Annotated in this window: 13 protein-coding genes; 6 read left to right on the top strand and 7 right to left on the bottom strand. The window is 54.5% G+C overall.

From position 1 onward, the window contains the following. Window positions 1-478: 478 nt before the first annotated feature. Entirely contained in the window at window positions 479-1699 is a 1221-nt protein-coding gene (locus VNZ60_RS02915) for a glycosyltransferase family 4 protein (RefSeq protein ID WP_325656924.1), read from the top strand. Between the two features lie 201 nt (window positions 1700-1900). On the opposite strand, the gene VNZ60_RS02910 is transcribed toward VNZ60_RS02915, so the two are convergent. The 6 genes from VNZ60_RS02910 to VNZ60_RS02885 all read right to left on the bottom strand — a co-directional run bounded on the left by VNZ60_RS02910 (window position 1901) and on the right by VNZ60_RS02885 (window position 15659). Next, a complete protein-coding gene (locus VNZ60_RS02910; RefSeq protein ID WP_325656923.1) occupies window positions 1901-12295 on the bottom strand; it encodes a beta strand repeat-containing protein in 10395 nt (3464 codons plus the stop codon). A gap of 59 nt (window positions 12296-12354) precedes the next feature. After that, window positions 12355-13005 (bottom strand): energy-coupling factor transporter transmembrane component T family protein, encoded by a 651-nt coding sequence (locus VNZ60_RS02905; protein WP_325656922.1) that lies wholly within the window; start codon window positions 13003-13005, stop codon window positions 12355-12357. Between the two features lie 29 nt (window positions 13006-13034). After that, complete coding sequence (locus tag VNZ60_RS02900) at window positions 13035-13793, bottom strand: hypothetical protein (protein ID WP_325656921.1); 759 nt, start codon at window positions 13791-13793, stop codon at window positions 13035-13037. Then, on the bottom strand, window positions 13790-14263 hold the full coding sequence (locus VNZ60_RS02895; protein WP_325656920.1) for a GNAT family N-acetyltransferase: 474 nt from the start codon (window positions 14261-14263) through the stop codon (window positions 13790-13792). Before VNZ60_RS02895 ends, VNZ60_RS02900 begins: the two co-directional genes overlap by 4 nt. A 12-nt stretch (window positions 14264-14275) precedes the next feature. Further along, entirely contained in the window at window positions 14276-14851 is a 576-nt protein-coding gene (locus VNZ60_RS02890) for a DUF6817 domain-containing protein (RefSeq protein WP_325656919.1), read from the bottom strand. 64 nt (window positions 14852-14915) lie between these two features. Further along, entirely contained in the window at window positions 14916-15659 is a 744-nt protein-coding gene (locus VNZ60_RS02885) for a 2OG-Fe(II) oxygenase (protein ID WP_325656918.1), read from the bottom strand. A 627-nt stretch (window positions 15660-16286) separates the two neighbouring features. On the opposite strand from VNZ60_RS02885, the gene VNZ60_RS02880 reads away from it, so the two are divergent. From VNZ60_RS02880 to VNZ60_RS02865, 4 genes are all read left to right on the top strand, one after another. Next, window positions 16287-16814, top strand: a complete 528-nt coding sequence (locus tag VNZ60_RS02880) for a GNAT family N-acetyltransferase (RefSeq protein WP_325656917.1) — start codon at window positions 16287-16289, stop codon at window positions 16812-16814. Then, complete coding sequence (locus tag VNZ60_RS02875; protein WP_325656916.1) at window positions 16807-17709, top strand: LysR family transcriptional regulator; 903 nt, start codon at window positions 16807-16809, stop codon at window positions 17707-17709. The genes VNZ60_RS02880 and VNZ60_RS02875 overlap by 8 nt, the downstream gene beginning before the upstream one ends. A gap of 224 nt (window positions 17710-17933) precedes the next feature. Further along, on the top strand, window positions 17934-18281 hold the full coding sequence (locus VNZ60_RS02870) for a zinc ribbon domain-containing protein YjdM (RefSeq protein WP_325656915.1): 348 nt from the start codon (window positions 17934-17936) through the stop codon (window positions 18279-18281). A gap of 151 nt (window positions 18282-18432) precedes the next feature. After that, window positions 18433-19731 carry a TAXI family TRAP transporter solute-binding subunit gene (locus VNZ60_RS02865; protein ID WP_325656914.1) on the top strand — a complete coding sequence of 433 codons (1299 nt, stop codon included), beginning with the start codon at window positions 18433-18435 and terminating at the stop codon, window positions 19729-19731. A gap of 27 nt (window positions 19732-19758) precedes the next feature. Here the strand turns inward: VNZ60_RS02865 and VNZ60_RS02860 are convergent, their stop codons facing one another. Beyond that, the gene (locus tag VNZ60_RS02860; RefSeq protein ID WP_325656913.1) at window positions 19759-20787 is read right to left on the bottom strand and encodes an aldo/keto reductase; all 1029 of its coding nucleotides are present in this window, start codon (window positions 20785-20787) and stop codon (window positions 19759-19761) included. A 281-nt stretch (window positions 20788-21068) separates the two neighbouring features. Between VNZ60_RS02860 and VNZ60_RS02855 the strand changes: the two genes are divergently transcribed. Then, the gene (locus VNZ60_RS02855; protein WP_325656912.1) at window positions 21069-22292 is read left to right on the top strand and encodes a hypothetical protein; all 1224 of its coding nucleotides are present in this window, start codon (window positions 21069-21071) and stop codon (window positions 22290-22292) included. Window positions 22293-22302: the final 10 nt, after the last annotated feature.

Raw genomic sequence — 22302 nt, 5'->3', positions numbered from 1 at the left:
ATTAAATTGAGATTTGATTCACAGCGTCCCGATTAGCAGGCTGTTGCAAAAATCATTGCGTGCCTCAGCGCTCAGGTGTTCGTTTACTTTGTGTAATCGGGTAAATTGACTGTCAGCGACTCAACTCGTGCCGAAGGAAGTTGGCATCGACCATGCGCCACATTCGGGCGGTTGAAATTGATGCTGAAGTTGCGTGAAGATTCGACGGAGGACTCGTCCCAGGGTGCTCATACTTACCTCTTGCTTAAGTTTTAAAGCTACCTAACCGCGGGATGGAAGATGATGAGTAATGGCAATTAAATCATCTTAATTTTCGTTGCAAATATTCATCAATTTCCGTAAAGAATTATACTTCAGCTTTCCAAAAAATTATCACCCTCCATTTTCAATGGCTTTTTGCTATCAAATAGTGATAAATTGCATCACAGCTACACTCTGTAAGCAGCCGGCTCCTCGATACGTTCGCCAACCAGCCCTCATGAAAATTCTCTTCATTCACCAAAATTTCCCCGGCCAATATCTCCATCTCGCCCGGCATCTGGGCGCATCACCAAAGAACGAAGTCATCTTCATCACCCAACGCCAGGACGCGACGATTCCAGGCGTGAAGAAGATCGTCTACAAACCACAAAGGGCCGTGACACCCGGCATCCATCATTATCTGGGCGACACCGAAGCCGGCATATTGAATGCACAGGAGGTTGCACGGATTGCCCTGGATTTGAAGGCATCCGGCTTCGTCCCGGACGTGATGTTGGGTCACAATGGGTGGGGTGAAATCTGGTATCTGAAAGATGTTTTTCCGAACACGCCATTGTTGGGTTACTTTGAATTTTTCTATCGCAGCCAAGGCGCCGATGTCGGTTTTGATCCGAAGGAGCAGCTCACTCCTGATACATCACCGCGATTAAGGACCAAGAACGTCGGTAATCTGCTGGCGCTGGAAGCGGTTGACTGGGGTCAATGCCCCACCCAGTGGCAACGATCAGTCTATCCGTTACGTTATCAACCGATCCTGAGCGTAGTCCACGAGGGCATCGACACGCAAGTGGTAGCGCCCGATCATGCCGCGCACTTTGCCATTCCGGGAACGGACATCACCTTGAAATATGGTGATGAAGTCGTCACCTACGTCGCCCGCAACCTGGAGCCGTATCGCGGTTTTCCCAGTTTCATGCGCAGCCTTCCGACCATTCTGCAAAGCCGCCCCAAGGCGCATGTGCTGATAGTCGGCGGTGAGGAAACGAGCTATGGTCACCGATTACCAGCTGGCGAAACCTTTAGGCAACGCATGCTGGATGAATTGGGGGACGCCATCGATCTCAAGCGCGTGCATTTTTTGAACAAGGTGCCGTACTCAACCTTCCTCAAGATTCTGCAAATATCGCGAGCCCATGTCTATCTCACCTATCCGTTCGTCCTGTCCTGGTCGATGCTGGAGGCAATGTCAGCCGGATGCCTGGTGATTGGCTCCAGGACTCCGCCGGTGGAGGAAGTCATTCAGGATGGTATCAACGGCATACTCGTGGACTTCTTTTCTCCAGACGAGATTGCGCAACATGTGGTCGAGGCGCTTGAAGACGTACGCAAGCACGAAGAGCTCAGGCGCAACGCACGTCGCACGATTGTCCACAGATACGACTTGCGGACGATTTGTTTGCCGGCACAGTTGAGCTTGGTTGAAAAATTGGCTTTATGAATTGCAATGTGAAAAGCATCTGAACCACGCCACCCGAGGAGACATATTGCAGACCGACACATTGGCCTCTTATAAAAAATTAGACGGCTCATCAACTGCGATCGTCAAAAAGGCAATGCGTGGGTTACAACCACAGCAATGCAACCCCGCAAAGGGGTTGCATCACCATGAGCAACTTTACTATTTTTGTCACAAACCCACTCAACGCCAACTCGACGCCATGAGCGGCGCCAACGCTTTCTGCTCCTGTGCCGTGTAACTCACTTGAGCTGCGGTGGGTGGTGCAAAGGCCGCCATTGCTTGCACCAGCTGGTTAATGCCGGTACCGCTGATACTGAGACCATTGCTAGCCGTCAGTTGGCTGATCTGGCCGCTGTTCCAGTTATGCACCGTGATTTCCTCGGTACTACCCAGCACGTCGATGATGAGGTTATTGGCTTGCTTATGGAACCAAAGCTTGTCGTTGGCGCCGGTGGTAAGCGTCAGGTTATCTTGCGCCCCCTTGTTCCAGAGGCTGTACTGACCAGTGCCTAACGTGATCGCGTCCGTTCCGCCATGGGTGTAGAGAGTATCCGTGCCGTTACCCAAGTGAACAGTTTGTTTACCTGCGCCCAGACTTACAGAGTTGGCGCCGTTGCCCAGAGTGAGGTTGTCGGACCCATTGCCTACGGTGACCTGGTTGTTGCCACTGCCCAGGGTGACGGTATCCGAGCCGGAACCCAGAGCCACCGTGTTAGCGCCGTTACCACCCAGAACGGTGTTATTCCCGTCGCCCGCCGTGATGACGTTGGCACCGTTGCCCACCGTGATGCTGTCGTTACCCTCGTCGACATCGATGCTATTGCTGCCGTCCCCCACTTTGATGGTGTCGCCAGCGCCGACTTGATCTTCGGTGCTGACAACGTTGTTACCATTGCCGAGAGTGACAGTATCTTTGCCCGCCCCCATATAAAGCGTGTTGCTTGAGCCTGCAACATCCCGGCCAGTGACGCTATCGACGCCATCGCCAAGGCTCACCCAGTTGCTACCTGTGCCCAGATGAACCTGATCATTGCCCTGGCCTAGCGACACAGAGTTGTAGCCGTTACCCACCGTGACCTGATCATTACCATTGCCAGTATTGATGACGTTGTTGCCATCACCAGTGGTGATGGTGTCATGCGCGCCCGTCTGGTCATTGAGAGAAATCCGGTTGGCGCCGCTGCCCACGACAACCCGGTCATTCCCGCTGCCCAATTCAATCACGTTGTTGCCAGAACCCGCTGTGACGCTGTCGTTACCGTTACCTGCAACGATGGCGTTTTGACCGTTGCCAACAACAATGGTGTCTTGGCCATTCGCCAGATTGTTTTGATCCCAGCCTTCGCTGTACTGTTCGATCAGGTTGTTGCCATCGCCAGCATTAATGGTGTCAGTCCCAGCAGCAAAGTAAATTTGATTGCCTCCCTTGCCAACACTGATCTGGTCGTTGCCACTGCCGACCTGGATGGTGTTGTTACCGTCACCTGCCGCCACTACATCGGCTGCACCTGTCTGATCTCCAAGAAGTATCAGATTGGCGCCGCTACCCACGCTGACATTATCGTTACCGTTCCCGAGCTGGACCAGATTGTCCCCATTGCCGAGGCTGATGGTGTCGAGGCCATTACCGCCATAGACCGCATCGTCGCCGTTGCCGGCTGCGAAGTTGTAGCTGCCGTTGTCCAGATTAACCGAGTAGTCCCCATCGCCAGCGATAAACTGCCTGATACCCTGTGACGGGTTATTGTAGCCACCCACAATACGAACCGTTCCACCACCGTAGCCTTCGTTTATCAGCAGATCGCTGCCACTTTGACTGAAGCTTAAGCTACCCCAATTTACGGCCGGCGAGAAATACAGGCTGTCCGTGCCGCCATGATTGATGATGGTGTCATAGCCCGTGCCGACATGAATTGCATTGACGCCGGAGCCCGTTGTTATCTGGTTGGTCCCGTTGCCCACTGTCACGATGTTGTGGCCATTGGCCACCTGGATCCGGCTGTTGCCATTTCCTGTTGTGACGACATTGTTGCCGTTGGTGAGGTTGACCTGATCATTGCCGTTACCGAGAGTCACAGTGTTGGCTGAGCCCGCAGCATCATGCGCGATCACGTTGTCGGCGCCATTGCCCAGAGTTACGCTGTTGCTGCCGCTACCCAGGTTGACGGTATCCACGCCGCTGCCGCCGAAGATGGTGCTGGAGCCGTTACCTGTCGTGATGTTATCGTTGCCGCGGCTGACCGTGATTTGATTGACGCCGTTGCCGACATTAATGATGTCACTGACGCCGGCCACGTCTGCTGTGGTGACTTTGTTAGCACCGTTACCCAGTGAGACAGTATCCGCGCCGCTACCCAGGTTCACGGTATTCGATCCGTCGCCGCCATTGACCGTGTTGGCGCCGTTGCCACCGATGATCGTGTTGGCGCCATTGCCGACGACGATATTGTCGTTGCCTTGGCTGACGTGGATGATATTGTTCCCGTTACCTGCGTTGATGCTGTCAGCACCTCCCGCAATATCTGCCGTGGAGATTTTATTGTTGCCGTCGGTTACGGTGACCGTGTCTTTGCCACTACCCAGACTGATGGTATTGACCGATCCCACTGTGTCTTGAGCAACCACGTTGTCGGCGCCGTTTCCTAGTATCACGTTGTTGCTGCCAGTGCCCAGATTGACATGGTTATTGCCTTGGCCGCCGCTTGCTCCACCGCTGATGATGTTGGCGCCATTACCTAGTGTGAGCGTGTCGGCGCCGTTGCCGATGGTGACATTGTTGTTGCCATTACCCAGCTTGACGATATCGGCAGTACCTACGATATCGGCCATTGTGACCTGATTGTTGCCGTCGCCAATCGTAATGTGGTCATTACCGCTGCCCATTTGCACCACGTCATTGCCGTTGCCTAAGGAAATGGTGTCCTGTCCGTTGCCTGCATAGAGAACATCGGCGCCGTTGCCTGCTGCAAAATTGTAGTTGCCGTTGTCCAGACGAACCGTGTAATTCCCATCCCCGGCGATGAACTGACTGATTGCCGCGGAAAGATTGCTGTAACCATTAACGATCCGGACGCTGCCGCCCGTCGTACCCTCAGCGATAAGCAAATCGCTGCCGCTTTGACTGAAGGTCAGATTGTCCGCTGTCACAGTGGGTGAGAAGTACAGGCTGTCGGCACCGCCGTGATTGACGATGGTATCGTTGCCGATGCCGACGTGCAGTCCGTTAACCCCGCCACCAGTGATAATTTGATCGCTGCCATTGCCGACGGTGACGCTGTTATTGCCGCTACCTACCTGAATCTGACTATTGCCATTTCCCGTTGTTAGGGAGTTGTTGCCGTTGGCGAGGGTGACCTGATCATTGCCATTACCGAGATTCACCGTATTGACTGAACCCGCTGCATCATGCGCGATCACGTTGTCAGCGCCATTGCCCAGGACTACGTTGTTGCTACCCGTACCCAGGTTGATGATATCCGCCCCGTTACCGCCCGAGATAGCGTTGGAACCGTTACCCAGCGTGACTGTATCAGCCCCGTTGCCGAGGGTGACGGCATTTGATCCATTACCGGCATTGATCGTGTTGTTCCCATTGCCAACCGTGATGCTGTCGTTGCCTTGACCGACGTTGATGTTATTGCTGCCGTTGCCAACGCTGATAGTGTCTGCACCGCCTGCGGCATCGGCCGTCGAAACAAGATCATTACCGTTGGCCAGCGCAACGCTGTTATTGCCACTACCAAGAATCACCGTGTCAACCGAGCCTGCCGCATCTTGTCCTGTTACATGGTCGGCGCCGTTGCCGAGGGTTACGCTGTTGCTTCCTGTACCCAGATTGACGGTATCTGCTCCGCTACCACCATTGATCGTGTTAGCGCCGTTACCGGCTGTGATGTTGTCGCTGCCTTGACCAACGCTGATGTTATTAGTACCGTTACCAAGACTAATGTTGTTGGCGCCGCCTGCAGCATCGGCGGTGGAAACAACGTCATTGCCGTTGGCCAGCGCAACGCTGTCATTGCCGCTGCCAAGAATCACCGTGTCTATCGAACCCACGGCATCTTGAGCTGTTATGTGGTCGGCGCCGTTACCCAGGGTCACGCTATTACTGCCGCCCCCCAGATTGACGATATCCGCTCCATTGCCGCCATTGATCGTGTTGCCGCCGTTTCCAACCGCGATGTTGTCGTTACCTTGGCCCGCGTTGATGCTGTTGCTGCCATTGCCGACGCTGATGACATCCACTACGCCAGTCACATCGGCAGTTGTGACGCTATTGATGCCGTTGCCCAGTATGACCGTATCGTTCCCTGAGCCAAGAGTCACCGTGTTATTGCCATTGCCACCGTTGATAGCGTTCGCGCCATTGCCAGCCAGCACCGTGTTGGCGCCATTGCCCAGGTTCACTTTATTGGCATCGCTATTGGCGCCCAGGTTAATCAGATTGGCGCCGTCACCCAAGCTAATGTCTGCCGCACCGCTGGCGTTGCCGGTAATTTGCATGTTGCCATTACCACCAGTGACGGCGCTTTGACCACTTCCCAACAGCACGGTGTCTGCGCTGTTATTAAGCTGATAGTTATCGTTGCCGGCGCCACCGATCAAAGTCGCATTGCCACTGCCGGCCACCAGAGTGTCGTTGCCGGCATTAGCCTGGATGGCGCCAGCCAAGGCGTTGCCCGTCAGCGTAATGTCTGCGCCGCCTGTGCCGATGAGGCTTTGTACATTGGCTGCCGCCGTGTAACTGACGCTGGTCTGGATAATATTTGTATTGCCTGCAGCCAGAGCCTGCACCACATCATTGACGTTGTTCACCACAAAGGTATCGTTACCGTTTCCTCCTATCAAGGTAGCGATGCCGATGCCGGCGATCAACGTATCGTTAGCATTATTTGCGCGAATCGTCACACCGTCCTGAGTGCCGCCAGTCAGTGTCAAGGCGGCGTTGCCGGTGCCGACAAGGTTTTCGACATTTTGCGGCAGAGAGTAGTTGATGCTGGTCTTGACAGTGTCGCTGCCGCCATTGGCCGCCTCAACCACCACGGTACCGGCATTGCTCACGATATAAGTATCGTCGCCGCCACCACCGATGAGAGTGGCTGCACCGCCGCTATCGGCCAAGGTGTCGTTGCCCGCGCCGCCAATCAAAGTATCCGCGGCACCGTTGCCAATGAGCTGGTCGCCAGCGTCGTTAGCTCTCAATGTGAGTGCGGCAGTGCCCGTGCCCCACAGGATTTGCTGGTTCGCGCCCAGAGTCCAATTGACGCTGGATTTGACAGTGTTGACGCCTCCATGCTGAACCGTGATGGTGTCTGCTGCATTGGTGACCACAAAAGTGTTGCTGCCAGTACCCGCATACATGTCTGCGATGCCGCCACCATCATTGAAGCTGTTGTTGCCGTTACCAGCGAAGAGTTCATCATGGCCGATGCCGCCCAGCAGGGTATTGCTGCCATTGCCTGCGTGCAGAACACTGTTGCCACTGCCGGCATACAGCACGTTGTTGCCATTGCCCGCGAACAGGATGTTATTGCCGCTGCCACCGGAAACCAGATTATTGCCTTTGCCCGTCACCACGTATTTGTTACCCGCCCCTAACAAAATAGCGTTGTTGCCGTCCCCCACACCGATGATGTCGGTGCCGTCCCCGGACTGAATCGAATTGTTGCCGTTACCCGCCTGGATCAGATCGTTGCCGGCGCCAGTCACGATCATATTGTTGCCGTTGCCGGCTTTGACCGCATTGTCTCCGACGTTGCCCAGCACCAGATTATTGCCGTCTCCCACCGTGATGGGCCGCGCCGGATTGGCCTGAGCAAGTTGGGCGACACGATTTGTGCCATCGGAATTGGGCACCAGTACGTCCCGCGAGGTCGGCAGTGTTACGTCTTCCGCCTGTCCTGTCGTGCCATCAGTGCGCGTGAATGTGGTTGTACTGTTTTCGACCACCCCCTGATTGACAGAAAACTGCTTGGTTGCAGCCAGACTGATCGAAGTAATTCCCAGAGCATCCAAGCTCTGGAATTCCCCTGCCTCGCCAATGCCGTCGCTATTGGCGTCCACCCACACGCCAAGCTTGCTCCATAGCGCGTCGCTCTTATCAAGCACGCCATCATGGTTGCTGTCCAGAGCCGCAAGTCCCTGCAAGGCAGTTTGGGCGCCAGGCGAATAGAGATTGAAATCAATCTGGCTGCTATCGTGCACAATGCCGTCACCATACTTGTCAATTGCCAAGACGCCGTTGCCGCCGCTGAACCAAGCCGTGCGGTGCGCCCAGCCATCTGCCGCGTTGGTAAAAAACACGTTGGAGTCGTTGACTGATTTAAAGTGAAAACCGCTGCCTTTCAAATCCAGAATCACTGGATCACCGCCGCCACCTGCGCCATCCCCGCCACCTGCTCCATCCCCGGCACCTGCTCCATCCCCGGCACCCGCCCCGTCGGCTGCACCTGCACCGTCTGCACTGCCTGCACCGGCGCCGTCCGCACCACCCGTGCCTGCGCCATCCGCGCCAGAACCCGTTCCACCAGTACCACCTGTACCGTCAGCGCCAGAACCCGTTCCACCGGTACCACCAGTACCGGAGTCCGCACCTGTGCCTGGGCCCGAACTTCCATTGCCGTCGGTGCCACCACCAGTTGTTCCACCAGTTGGCATTGGCGGCAACGGAACATTGATCTGGATTTGATCGGTCTTGCCACTTGGGTCGCTTACCCGCACCACAAACGCGTCGGTTCCACCAATCGCTGCGGCATTGCTAAACGTCCAATGTCCGTTAGCGTCCACCGTCACGCTGCCGTCATGAGGCTGGCTGATTACGCTCCAGCTTAAGGCTGAGGCCGGATCGTCAGGATCTGTCGCTATGATGTTGCCAGAATAGGGATCCGTCTGCATCGTCACCGGTTGACTGCGATAAGCGTAACTACCATCCTCTGTTTGCCCCGCAAACCCATATCCCGGCTGGTACAACGGTGTCACACTGGTTGAACCACTACCGTCTGTAGCACTGGTAATCGAATAGCCATAAATTGGAATTTGCGTGTTCTGCTCACCGCTGATACGCGGCGCCTGGTCAATGTGATTCACCACTACCTGAACGTGCGCCGTTGCTTGTCCATAGACACCAGCATCTACCGTGTAATCAAATCCAGCATTGCCGCCGTAGTAATTCACATCTGGCGTAAAGCTCACGGTGCCTGCGCTGGCGTCATAGTTAACCGTGCCGTGCTGTGCGTTCTCAACCCCCTTCATGCTGATGAATGCATTAGGAGCATTACTCACATGTACTGTGTCCAGCAAACCTTGTATGTTGCTGCCGTTGCCATGCAACGCGACCGTCGCCGACAAGTTCTCGTCGATTGAGATACTCTCTTCGTTGGCTTGCAGGCTCGACAAGTCGTGCACTTGCGAGACGTATAAGGTGGTCTGACCGTTGGTGTTTGTAATCTGGATACCGTTGGTTGCAGGTGAGTAACTATTGCCACTGGTACTCGCTTGCAGAGTAAGTGTGCCCATCTGATGCACGCTGCCATCGGTCTTGGTATAAGTCCCCATTTTGTAATTGAGGCTGGAAATACCCAGATCGCCTAAGGTTTGCGTTTCCCCTTTCTCGATCTGACCATCGCCGTTGGCGTCCCGCCAGACTCTTAGCTGGCTGAATATCGGATCGCTGGCATTGATAACACCGCTGCCGTTAACGTCCCAGGTGGCCAGGCTAGCATCACCCCGAGCTTGCTCTGCCACCAGACTGTTGCTGAACATCTCCTCACCGTTGTCAATGGTGCCGTTGACATTCTTGTCTACCACCAAAAAACCGTCGGTGCTGTTGAGCCACGCTGTCTTCTTGAGGTATTGCGGCGCCGTTTTTCCCTGCAGCGTTGCATCCAGGTTGGCAGTGCCATCTACATTGAATACCACAGCGCTATTGGCAAGACTAGTAGTCCCCAGGCCGCCACCAAGATCGAGTCCTATCGGATTCCAATCCTCGGTGGTTGCGCCCGCAGCCAGCGGCTTGGCCAACTCCCCCAGATTTGCATCACGCTCCAGCTCGGAGAGGCCGGCGTTACTCATGTTGTTGGCGGCTTGCAGTTGGCTAGTCTTTACTTCCCACTCGGGTGCAATAGCGCCCCGGGCCAGGGCATTGTTGACGTAGTATGAACTTAGCGTTTCAAAGTATGCCGGATTGCTCACGTCAGCATTTATGGCCTGCCCGGTATCTGGATTAAAGGTCAGCCCGGGATTGAATTGCTGGCCGGTTGAGGCGTCGATGGTAGTGACCCTATATCCTGGGGCGCCGCCATTCGAGAGCCCCGCCGAAAATATCGTACTGTAGTTGATGCCACCCAAGCGCTCAGGAATCACGCCGATATGTAAATCCGGCTGAGCTAGCGCGTTGTATTGCGTCGTGACGCTTTGCAGACCGCCAATCAAGCTGTTGAGCACACCTGCTGCGGTCTGGTCTCCACCGCTGTCCCCGGTAGCCGCCACGTTGATGCTGCCGGTGGCCTGATCCCAGGACGCATTGGCGACGCCCCAAGGAGGAGGCGGGTCGCTGCCGAATACGCCATCAAATATCTCGCCCGCGACAAATCCGATAAAAGCACCGACGGGTCCCGCGATCGACCCCAGGTCGCTTAGTTCGGCTGCCACCACAATTCCTACGGCGTCACCCGCCGCCGCCGCCGTATTGCCGTGCACCAGATCGTTGACGAGACCAATATAGGGAACCACATTGCCCGTAGCTTGCGATGCCTCGACCAAACTGCCTAAGCCGTCCCCTGCTGCATTAATAGCATCCCCATACACCGTGGCGACATAGGTATTGGCCCCTTGCACAAATGCATTGGCGCCAGACATAGCCGCGCCGGTTACATCACCATTTTTCAATGAGCTCTCCAAGCCTTGCAAGCTTGTGAGCACTCCCAGCGCGCCACCGGCGATACCCAGTTCGGGCACGCTGCCGTTACTCAGATCATTCGCCAATCTCAGACCGCTGCTCACCGCCGGCAAGGTTTGATGGTTTTTAAGCGCGTTGACAAGCGCATTGGCATCGTTGAAGGCGCTGGCCGCATAGTTCAAATTGGCCAATGACTGCTGATTGACGACCGTTTGGGACACACCGTTGGCATCCGTGGTCTGTATCGTGATACTGCCTTGCGGGTCAGTTGCAGTGGCCGAACCAACTAGCGAGTCCTCATAACTACCATCGGTCGGATTCACCACTCGCATGCCGGTGGCCAGGATGGTAGTGCCGCTGCCGTCGGTATTTGTGATGTCGTAAGTGTTTGGAATGACTTGGCCGTATGTCGCGCTGCCTGGGGTGTTGTCGATATGTGGGGTAACGGTGCTAACGCTGGTAGGATTGCCGGAAGAGTCGTAGGTCGTGACGGTTTGAATATTCAGGTCACTTGCGTCACGATAGTCCACCCGCTTGCTGCCAGTTACCTGCCCGCTTATCAACGTGTTGGTGCTCAATTCCGATTGAACCGAGCCGTCAGGATTTAGACTTTTCTGAACAGTAGTCTGGCTTAGGTCCCTTTGAGTTTTTCCAGTTGTTGTTGATACAAGAATATTATTCTCATTGTATTTAGATACTTCCACCGCATCGTTGCCGATCGGTTCTATATAAGTGCGGTCAAGACGTTGTGATTGACCTGGCACACCTGACCAGTTGATCTGTTGAATTGCTCCTGTAGCGCTCCGCAATTGAATTTCGGTATAGCTGCCATCTCCATTTGGAGTCCACCAATCTTTGTCGTATCCATAGCCGGTATTAGAAGCCGGATTAGTCAATTCCTTATATTGCGCTCCGTTAGAATATGCTGTTACCGTCCAAGCACTATCTATCGTTTGAACACCGCCCGATCCCTGAGTCGCATTAATAAAATTTCCGGCAGCCCCAGCCAACCCATAGTAATCTGCAAACAATCCATTAAGCGAGGCAGATAACAACTGCCCAATTCCATTGGAAACGACAGGCGGCACATAAGGAATAACCGCGACGGGGGGAGAAAATGAATTGTTAAGGAACGCATTGAATCCAGCATTTATATTTGGAACATTACTTTTTGCATTATTATAAATACCGTCAGTATTTACGTTTTTATTACCAAACGAAGATACCGTATTTTGAAATCCACCACCAAGCAATGACTCTGTATTACTTAAACCAGCGGCCGCCGTAGCGAGTCCATAGTTAAAACTTCCTGCATCAGTAAAAGCGTGAACAAAATCCCCGTAATTTGTTGCGTTATATCCATTATATGTACGTTGCAAATCGTCCGGACTGCCAGGAAATGCTGTATGGAAATTATAATAAAATGCCGTGACAAGACTAGTAGCTCCCCCTATCCCAGACTCTGCGCCAGCTTGCTGAGCGTCTTGCCCAATTTGTGTATATTTAGCAATTGTTTTACTTGGATCATAATCGGCCGGGACAATATAAGGTTTGCCTCCCGCAGCAGGATTTGGATCAATGATGTAGTTTCCACCAGCATCTTTCAAATATTTCGCTGCAACCGGTGTTCCATTATTTGATAATACATTGAAATAATCCGGACCAAATTGACCGCTCATATTTTAATTCCTCTATAAATGCAAAATAAATTGTATTGAATGAATATATTATTCTCGACTTACGGACAAAAGTCGTCCGCAACGTAAAAATGGGATTTTAACTTTAGAATACTTCGCGAACATGAATTGGTCAGAGTGGGTTGCGATTCAGTTAGTGCAACATGATCAGTTTCATCATAGATAAGTTTATATTCATTTGCATTCAAAGCTCCCCACTTCCATTCCTTGTACTGAATGCCATTCTTCTTTAACTGTTCAACCTCTAAACTATAATTATTCTCTTCAAATAAGAAATGTACCCAGTGTTTGGTGTTGATTAATATTTCTCGAAAATGAATAAATGAAGGCAAACTTAGCATTAGAAAAAGAATTGCCGGAATAATATATGAAATACTTTTTCGCCATCGAGAAAAAAACAGAACAAATATTCCGTACAAACCGATAAGAAGAGCGCAGGCAACACCTATGAAAAAAATCAAATCCGTATAATTTGAATAGATCCATAGTGAGCCACAAAAGAAAAATCCCAAAATAACAATAGGAAAAATTGAGAAACGATCATTGTTTATCGTTGCTTGTTTTAACGAGATATTCATTTTTATAGAATCGCAATCGTTTTTCAAAAATAGGGAAATCGGGGTCGAATCTTGCAACAGCACGTCACAAGATTTATAACGCTCTTCATCAGTTGCGATTTTTTTATAGCGCAATTGTCCAAACGAATTGGTTCCCAGACTGGTTATCGCTTTTCCTCATGGTTGATAACAAGATCAGGCGACTGGCCCGCGTCCTGCAGCTTCGTCTGCAACACCACCCACGTCGTCACAATCCCATTACTCAGTGCATCCCCAAACTCAGGCTTCTCGCATTGCTGTGCACGCGCTTTAGGCTCTTCTGTACCCTGGCACAACATCACCTTTTCCGGCCCAAGTCTGACCTTGGCCTGCTGGTGATAAAAATATGCGAAGCCGCTATGGTTCTGCAGGTCTACCCATTGCTGCACCAGTTGCGGGTTAGCCTTGCCGTCGCTGTACTTGAGTATCCATTTCTTCAGCCCCGGCATTCTGGCTGTCAGCAGACGGCCATCATCTGCGTAGTTGCCGTGGAAGGCCACAAAGGTTTTTTCCAGCGGCTGGTCGTCGGAGAAACTACGATGAGTACCGCCCAAAAACATCCGCGAGCACGACGACATGCAATACCCGGAAAGCGCCGTATCGAGGCCATGTTCCCGAATCAATTCGCCCACCATATACCCCGCGTTTGCATCGCCGCCCTTGGAGTTTTTTAGTATTACCGTGGTAATGCCAGGATTTTTCTCGATGACATCTTCGAGCACGCGCGCCTCAATACCAACGACCGGGCCTGACAGCAGCACAAATGGCAGACGTACTTCGACTTCCATCGCGTTGGCAATAACTGCAAAACCAAAGAGCCCGACATTTGCCGCAATAAGGAAGCGCGTCATGCTCCACTCAAGGCTTTGTGAAAGTCGTTTCATTTTCTGTCCATCCACATCGCATGCACCCCGCCTACCGCCTTCAGGCCAAGCTTGGTAAGCAGCTTGCCGCTATAAACCTGCTCGGTACCAAAGCCGTTGGAGAGTAAAATTTCCGCTATTTCCCGGTTATCCGCCCATCGACGCAGACCTATCATCATCTTCATGGCGACAGGTGTCCCCCGTCGCTTAGGCGCAACATAGAAGTAATCGATGTGGGCTACAAAGTCGCTGCTGAATGGCAAAGACTGAGCATGTGCCAGCAACCCGCCAGTCAGACTGGCGCCGGGACTCGCGTCATCGCTTGCCACAATCACGCAATGCGATTTGTTGCTGATGACTGCCTCAAGATATTTCCATAGGCTGTTAGCATTGAACACCATCCAGGCGTAGCGGCTTTGCACATGCATCTGGCGCCCCAACTCAATCAGGGCGGGAATATCTGCCGCCTCGGCAAAACGTACATGACTCATTTCGGGAATCTTTCAGGAACCGGTGTTGGTTTTCTTCTGCGCTAACTGCACTGCCCACCCTTCGCGCAAGGCAGTCATCGCAGTGGCGCTCAAACTACCCTCTTGTTCTACGCCCAGGCAAAATAATTCGCGCAGACTGTGGCCCCAGGCGCCTTGCTCAATCAGATTCGCGCATTCAATTTCAGCCAGTGCCCGCCATTGCCTAGCCTCAGGCTTGACGTTTGAAGAAGCACTGTGTGGAATATGCAATTGACGCAATCCCGCAAAAATCGCTTGGGGGCGGTCTATCGTACAAAATTGCCATGCCAACAGCTCAGCATCTTGGCCGATGGCCGCTTGCAGCAAGGGACGATGCGCCGACGTCAAGCTCCGATGCGCAAAGGCGTTGGTGCCGTAGATGCTGTGAAACAATCCGCCCAAGCAAATCGATGGCGGATTGCCCCAGCTTTGCAGCAATTGGCAGGTTCCCAGCAAGTGATCAAACAAGTGGCGCCCGCTGTGTGGCGTTTGCATGGCGCCGCTTTGACGCAGCAGGTTCATCGCTTCTTCAGAAACGATGCCGGCGGCGCCCCGGAAAGGTATATTCACGACCCGTCCCCCCAGACACAGAGCGCTAAAGCTACCCCCATTAACGCGGCCGATAGCCGATAATTCATGCCTTGGCCTCACCGGCCTCTGCTTGCGTTGTATCGGTGTTCTTTATGTCCGAAGCAGCCAAAGCCTGGCGCTGTGTTTTGATCACAATGGATACGCGCAGCTCATTGCAGTCCCGGCTGGGCGCGCGGGCGCAGTGTGGAATGGCGCCATGAAAGGTGACTGCTCGCCCTGGGCGAGGAAACACACTGGTCAAGATGTCGCTTTCGTCACGGTTGTAAAACACCGTGTCGCCCGACCAGTTCTGATGCCAAACCGGGTGCGCGTAGTAGACGGTAGAGAAATAATTCTCGGTGTCAGCGTTATCCTGATGCACATAACCCTCGACACCGAAGGTATGGCTATTCATATACACTCGCACCGGTTCATGCCCCTTGAGCGGCCCTTGCTGAAGAATTTTAAAGAGTGCATAAATAGCCGAGAAAGCTGGCAGGCCTGCCAGCTCGGACTCACAGTTTGTACGAGTCTGGCTGTCGCCACCCGCCACATGAGCATGCCAATAACAATAGCGGTCGCGCCGATTGTTGGAGCGCCAGCCGTATTTCCAGATAGGCTGGCGGGTCAGCTCAGACAGAGCCTGTTGTAGCTGCAGGGGGACAAATTCGTCGGTGACCAACAAATTGCCCAGGTGGGTAGGGAATGCCTTGATTTGCACGGGACAGTCCTCAGCGCGGATAACTGATTGTTTTGAGTACGCCCGGAAACCGATCCGCCGAATCGAAGAATCGGTGGAACTTTTCACGAAATAAATCCTTCAAAGCAACTCTCCCCAGAGTGTTTTTTGTATTTGTGCTATCTGCCGCTTTTACCAAAGAAAAATTGGCCGATGCCGCCGTTCGCTGACTTAGCAGGCTTCCGCGTGCATTACATTTAAGAACTTTAGTAACTAAACAGACTACATTTGCAAAACAGCACGTAGTGTGCCGATGGAAACTTTTTGGAAACGAGAAAGTTACAATTATTTACAACTTTCCGCTTGGAAACATTAATAATTATTCAAATCAAAACAGTTCACTGCTCCGTTCGCTTTCGCTTTGGATGGGTACACGCAATCAGCGCAAGCAACAGTGAGCTTTCCCTGAAATTTCGCCTTCCATAGGTGACGCAAAATTAGCGTTCCATCGTTGCATGCCTAGCCCCACATGAATGAAAAAGCGAGACGCGCCTCTGGCTGATTGATATGTTTCTCCGTCTGGCGCTGCAGACTACGTGGGGACCGAGTTGCTACAAGGCGTGCTCGCCGGTCACAGGCTCATGTTTTACGCGAACACCTGTACGGAAAGACCTGGGCTCTGGCATCATCATGTGGACCTGCTCGCTTTGAGCATCGATGACACTCCCTTCTACAATTGATAGCCAAACAATCCAAGTGACCATACTAACCACCCAACGCCTACGCCTGGAACCGTTCAACGACTCGCACCTGGAAGGCCTCAATCTGGTCAACCGCGATCCGCAAGTAATGCGCTACATCACCGGCAAACCGGAAACCCTTGAAGACACGGCTGCGGCAATTACCCGCGTCAAAGCCCGTTGGGCTGAATGGGGGTTTTCATGGTGGAGTTTCATCGAACTCGATAGCGAAGAAATCATTGGCTCCGGCTGCGTTCAATATCTGGGCGGAGACACTGCCAATCCGCTGGAAATCGGCTGGCGCCTGCGGCAGGATAAATGGGGCCAAGGTTACGCTTCGGAGGCGGCGCGGCGGATGGCTGCTTTCGCGTTTGAGACGGTCGGCGGCGATCGCCTATGCGCGGTATGTCATCAGGAAAACGCCGGCTCGGCGCGCGTCATGCAACGCTTGGGCATGCAGTTTCAAGGCGTTGAAAGATGGTACGACATGGATGCTGCAGTCTATATGATGACCCGCAGCGAATGGGAACATCAGCGTGGATAGGCTTGAAGCATTACGCCTGTTCACCCACATCGTCGATCTGGGCAGTTTTACCAAGGCGGCAGGCGTGCTCGACATGCCACGCGCAACCGCCACCCATGCCATGAAGGAACTGGAGCAGCGGCTGGGAGCGCGACTGTTGGAACGCACTACGCGCAGCGTCAAGCCGACGCCGGACGGCCGTGCATTCTATGAGCGATGCTGCCGGATTCTGGCCGACGTGGAAGATGCCGAAGCTTCGCTCGACAGCAGCTCGGCCAATCCCAGCGGCGTGCTGCGCCTGGGCTTGCACGGCACCCACGCGACCCAGATCATCCTGCCGAGGCTGGCCGAATTCCGTCAGCGTTATCCACGCCTGAACATAGCTATCAGCAGCGGCGACCGCTTGGTCGACCTGGTCGGTGAAGGCATCGACTGCGTAGTGCGGGTCGGCGTGCCCAGGGATTCCTCGCTGGTTGCAAGACGGCTGGCCTCGCTGCCGGAAATCATCTGCGCCAGCCCGCAATACCTGGAGCGCTGGGGCACTCCCCTGCTCCCGGCTGATCTTGCCGCGCATCAGGCAGTCGGGTTTTTCAGCCGCGATCACAATACGCAATATCCCTTCACCTTCTTGCGAGACGGTCAAACCGAGCAATATAAAGCCGGCGGCTGGATCGCAGTCGACAGCGCCGACGCCTACACCCAATGCGCCCTGTTAGGATTCGGCCTGATCCAGGTGCCGCGCTTCCGGGTAGAAAAGTACTTGCAGACAGGCCAACTGGTAGCGGTGTTAAGCGATCAGATCTGCCCGGAGCTGCCGGTGCTGGCGCTGTACCCATCCCACCATCAGCTATCGCCCAGGGTCAAGGTGTTTGTCGAGTGGGTGACGCAGGTGTATGCCGAACATTTTGCCGGCTAGATCAGCTCATTGGATCAGCGCATTTAGCACACCAGGCGGAAAGCCATGCATAGCGGCGCGCCACAGCAGGCAAATATGGGACTACGATGCAGCCAAGCGAAGCAGCTAAACGATGCAAGCAGACGGAAATCCGGCGCCCAACAATATTTCAATCCTGACATCTACAGTCACGCAGTATACTGTCCCACTTTTACAGCTTCAGCCTTATTTAGAAAGACGACGTCATGAGCACCTTACCAGCATGCCCCAAATGCAACTCCGAATTTACCTACGAGGACGGCGGCCTCTACATCTGCCCGGAATGCGCCCATGAATGGTCGGCGCAGGCTGCCGCAGAATCAGCCACGGACGGCGCCAAGGTTTACCGCGACGCCGTCGGCAATGTCTTGCAGGATGGCGATACCGTCACCGTCATCAAGGATCTGAAATTGAAGGGCTCCGGCGGCGTGGTCAAGGTCGGCACCAAGGTCAAGAATATCCGCCTGGTCGACAGCGATCACGATATCGATTGCAAAATCGACGGCTTCGGCGCCATGAGCCTGAAATCGGAGTTCGTCAAGAAAGTGGTGTAAGCGGTGTAGTTGTGTGGGGAGCCATCGTCGTCAGACTCCCCGCCAGCAGTCCAACCGCCCGACAGCCTGGTTTCAAGTTGCCTGACTAAGCGCACCATCCCACACCATGCCCAGACAAAACCCAGCACTGCACCGCATCCAAAAAGCACCGATGACCGCACAACGCCTGCGGCTGCTGATCTTCGGCGCGATCGTGCTAATCGCAGCGCTGGGCTGGGCCCTGTTCATCATGCTGAAGCCAGCCATCCAGCGCACGATCGTGATTACCGCCGGCGCCGACAAGGGCATCTATAGCGGCTTTGCCGAGCGCTACGCGCCGCTCCTGAAGCGTGAAGGCATCACCCTGGATATCCGCCGCTCCTCAGGCTCGGTGGAAAATTATCAGCGGCTGACGGATCCGGAAAGCGAATACGAAGTCGGCTTCATCCAGTCCGGCACCACCGCCCCGACTGAAAACGACCACCTGCAAACCATCGCCGCCGTCTCGTATGAGCCGATCTGGGTGTTTTATCGCGGCGACACCGTCATCAACCGGCTGGCGCAATTGCGCGGCAAACGGATTTCCGTCGGCATTCCCGGCAGCGGGCTGCTGAAAGTTTCGCGGATTCTGCTCGGCCACAGCGGCATCAGCGGCGACAACGCCACACTGCTGGAAATGGATGCCTACAAGGCTTACCAGAATCTCGAAAACGGCCAGCTCGACGCCGCCTTTTTCATCGGCAGGCCCGATGCTCCCATGCAGCAAATGCTGCTCAACAGCGATCTGAAGCTGATGAGTTTTGCCCAGGCAGATGCGCTGGTGCTGAAATTCCCCTCGCTCTCCAAGATTATTTTTCCACGCGCCTCGACCAGCATCGCCAACGACCTGCCGCAAGCCGATGTCACCATGCTGGCCGCCACCGCGCTGCTGGTTTCCAAAGACACCCTGCATCCGGCCCTGGCTTACCTGTTGCTGGAAGCCGCCAACGCCGCCCACGCCCGCGAAGATTACTTCACGCCGCGCGGCGTGTTTCCCAACCTGAATACGGATGATTTCCCAATTTCCGACGAAAGCACCCGCTACTTCAAATCCGGCCGCCCTTTCCTGCAGCGTTACCTGCCGTTCTGGCTCGCCAGTTTCATCGAAAGACGCCTGCTGATCCTGCTGCCCTTCATGGCTTTATTGTTCGGGCTGCTGCAGGCACTGCCGCGCATGGTGGCGGCGCGTATGAGAAACCGGTTGGTGGTCTGGTATCGCGAAATCAAGTCGCTTGAAGATGAAATATGGGCTTGCAAGAAGCCCAGCAAGGAACAGATTGTGCAATGGCGCGACGACATCGAAAACATTGATGCGAACGCCAATCAGATACGGATTCCGCAGCGTTATTTTCAAGATGTTTATGCGCTCAAGCAGGCTATCCGGGTGGTGCGGGAAAGGATTGTTCAGGCGGCTCAGAAGCTTGAGCAATGATATGAGCCGCTCCCAGTTGCTGCCGGCTTAGCGCCCGAGTGCTTCCGCCGCCGGCTGGTCGGCCAGGTTGTCGATGAACCAGTTCGGATAGACCGGCGCCAGTGGCGTGGCGGCGTCCAGCTCGGCGACTTCTTCCTTGCTCAGCTGAATGCCGGCGGCGCCGAGGTTGTCTTCCAGCTGCGGCAGTTTCGAAGCGCCGATCAACACGCTGCTGACCGTATCCTTGGCCAACAGCCAGGCCAGGGCAACCTGCGCCACGCTGGCGTTGTGGCGGCGGGCGATGCCGCGCATCTGTTCGACCACCGCAAAACCATGTTCCTTGTCGAACGGCAGCAGGTCGAAGCCGGAGAAGCGGTTGTCGGGGCTGGACAAGGTTTGCCGGGTGTATTTGCCGCTCAGGAAACCCGAAGACAGCGGACTCCATACCGTCATGCCGAGGCCATAGCGGCGCATCATCGGCGCCACGTCGCGCTCGACATCGCGGCCAAGCAGCGAATAGTGCATCTGGCCGTGGGTGAACGGCGCCAGGCCGTTGGCTTTCTGGATTTCCAGCGCCGCCGCCACTTTCCAAGCCGACCAGTTGGAAAAGCCGATATAGCGCGCCTTGCCGGAGCGCACCACGGCGTCCAGCGCCCACAGTGTCTCTTCCAGCGGCGTGTGGGGGTCTTCCCGGTGGGCGATGTAGATATCGACCCAGTCGGTATTCAGGCGTTTCAGGCTCTGGTCGATCGACCACAGGATATGCCGCCGCGACAGCCCCGATTGCAGCAGTGCCGGCCCGGTGCGGAAGCCGACCTTGGTGGCGATCACGACGTCGTTGCGGCGCGTTTTCAGGGCTTGCCCGAGCAGGGTTTCCGATTCGCCGCCGGCATAGCCGTCGGCGGTGTCGAACAGATTGACGCCGGCGCTCAGGGCATGGCCGACCAGTTCGTCGGCCAGCTGCGCGCCCACCTTGTAGATGGCGCCGAGGTCTTTGTTGCCGGAAGTGAAAGTCATGGCGCCGAACGCCAGGCGGGAAATCAGCAGGCCGGTCTGGCCAAGCGTGGTGTATTGCAAGATGGGTCTCCTGACGGACGAATGAAGTGGGATGCGACAAACGGCAAGAAGAACAGGTTATGTATCTTCGGAGAAACTTTTTGAAATTGTACAATATTCCCGCCGGCGGTATCAACAGGCCGTTCATTGCGCACCTCCTTTTGAATCCTCGGTAAACTGCTTATTTAGGAGCGCCAGTCCGACATCGGCCTAGTCGTGCATCTGGAGGGACGGCCGGAACTTGATAATCTACCGGGGATGGATAAGCTGAATAGTAGTAGAACTGAAATTCTGCGAAACAAATGAAATCCATCCCAAAAGCAGCCTGTGCCGCAATTTTCCTTGCAGTATTAACAGGCTGCGCCTCCCCCAAGCTGACAGTTGACGACGGCCGAAAACTCGATGAAAAGCTATTGGTGGAAATGAAAACCTATGGCGCAGGCGCGGCAGCGATTCGACCGGCCATCATCAAGACGGCTGCTTTGAACGACAAAAATTGCAGCATTCAATTCGAGTTGCCGTTCGAAGTGCTGACGAGTTATGGCTTAAAAGACGATGTAAAAGTTGCCTGGGTACGTAGCTTGGGGGTGAACGAGAATTTATCGGTTATCGCCACCGACGGTTCCGCAAACATCTCTGTGGGCGATGTCGTCACGGAAGTCGATGGCTACAAGAACAGCAATACCCCCAAGATGCTCGATAAGTTGATGGAGCTGCGCGACAGTGGCCGGTCGTTCAAGCTGAAGTTCGCTGCGGGCAAAGAGTTGACCATTACGCCGATCACGGTATGTCGAGGGCATGTTCTTGTCGCGCCACCTTTTGCGGCGGCTACGCAAGACTACAATTGGACCGCCGTAGTGCATCCTCAGGAAGTGTTCCGGCAGCCGCTGACTCCGGACGAAGCCGCCTGGGTGGTGCTTTGGACGCAAGGACTGTCTGAGGAAGGCGGCGCCAGGATGAAGACATATTCCTATTTTGTCGGCGCCGCAAAATGGTTCGGTATCGCTGCTGGCGTTGCGACGGGTGGCGCAGCGCTTGCGGCCGGCGGCGCTGGTGCGGCGGCAGCCACTGGTCAATTCGCTGGTGGGGTTGTGGCAGGCAAAGCCGCTGCTGTAGCAACAGATGCTGCGACAACCAGAGGCTCGCTTTCCGGTATCAACGGTATTGCTGGCGGCGTATTCGATAAAGCAGACAAGTGGGCTTTTAAAAACATCAGGAAACTGGGCATGAATCCTCGGGCTGGATTGACGCTGCATGAAAAGATGGTACATGAAGGCGTCGTCGGCAACGCATTCGCGCTGGATAAGGAAAGATTGGCCAAGATGAAGGCTCTGATTGCTCAACTGCCGCAAGAGCCTCATGCTGTTCAGGCATCCTTGGCCGACACTGCTCATGCAGACACGGCCGTTACGCGTGCCGAGTCCTTGAAAACCGCTGCCCCAATTGCACCGGCCAACTCTGCGATTGCGCCCGCGGATGCGCGGTCGGTTGAAACGCTGGATGTGCGAGATGCGCCTGCTGAGTAATTGTCTTTGG

It is taken from the genome of Collimonas sp. (assembly GCF_035566375.1).
Lineage (GTDB): Bacteria > Pseudomonadota > Gammaproteobacteria > Burkholderiales > Burkholderiaceae_D > Collimonas.
The sequence above is the reverse complement of the archived record's forward strand: the minus strand, read 5'-3'. Positions and strand labels throughout refer to the sequence as shown.

What these genes read in the sequence shown, in the direction of transcription:
- VNZ60_RS02870 (WP_325656915.1), top strand. Translation starts at nt 17,934, where the DNA reads ATGAGCACCTTACCAGCATGCCCCAAATGCAACTCCGAATTTACCTAC.
- VNZ60_RS02895 (WP_325656920.1), bottom strand. Translation starts at nt 14,263, where the DNA reads ATGAGTCATGTACGTTTTGCCGAGGCGGCAGATATTCCCGCCCTGATT.
- VNZ60_RS02915 (WP_325656924.1), top strand. Translation starts at nt 479, where the DNA reads ATGAAAATTCTCTTCATTCACCAAAATTTCCCCGGCCAATATCTCCAT.
- VNZ60_RS02900 (WP_325656921.1), bottom strand. Translation starts at nt 13,793, where the DNA reads ATGAAACGACTTTCACAAAGCCTTGAGTGGAGCATGACGCGCTTCCTT.
- VNZ60_RS02910 (WP_325656923.1), bottom strand. Translation starts at nt 12,295, where the DNA reads ATGAGCGGTCAATTTGGTCCGGATTATTTCAATGTATTATCAAATAAT.
- VNZ60_RS02865 (WP_325656914.1), top strand. Translation starts at nt 18,433, where the DNA reads ATGACCGCACAACGCCTGCGGCTGCTGATCTTCGGCGCGATCGTGCTA.
- VNZ60_RS02855 (WP_325656912.1), top strand. Translation starts at nt 21,069, where the DNA reads ATGAAATCCATCCCAAAAGCAGCCTGTGCCGCAATTTTCCTTGCAGTA.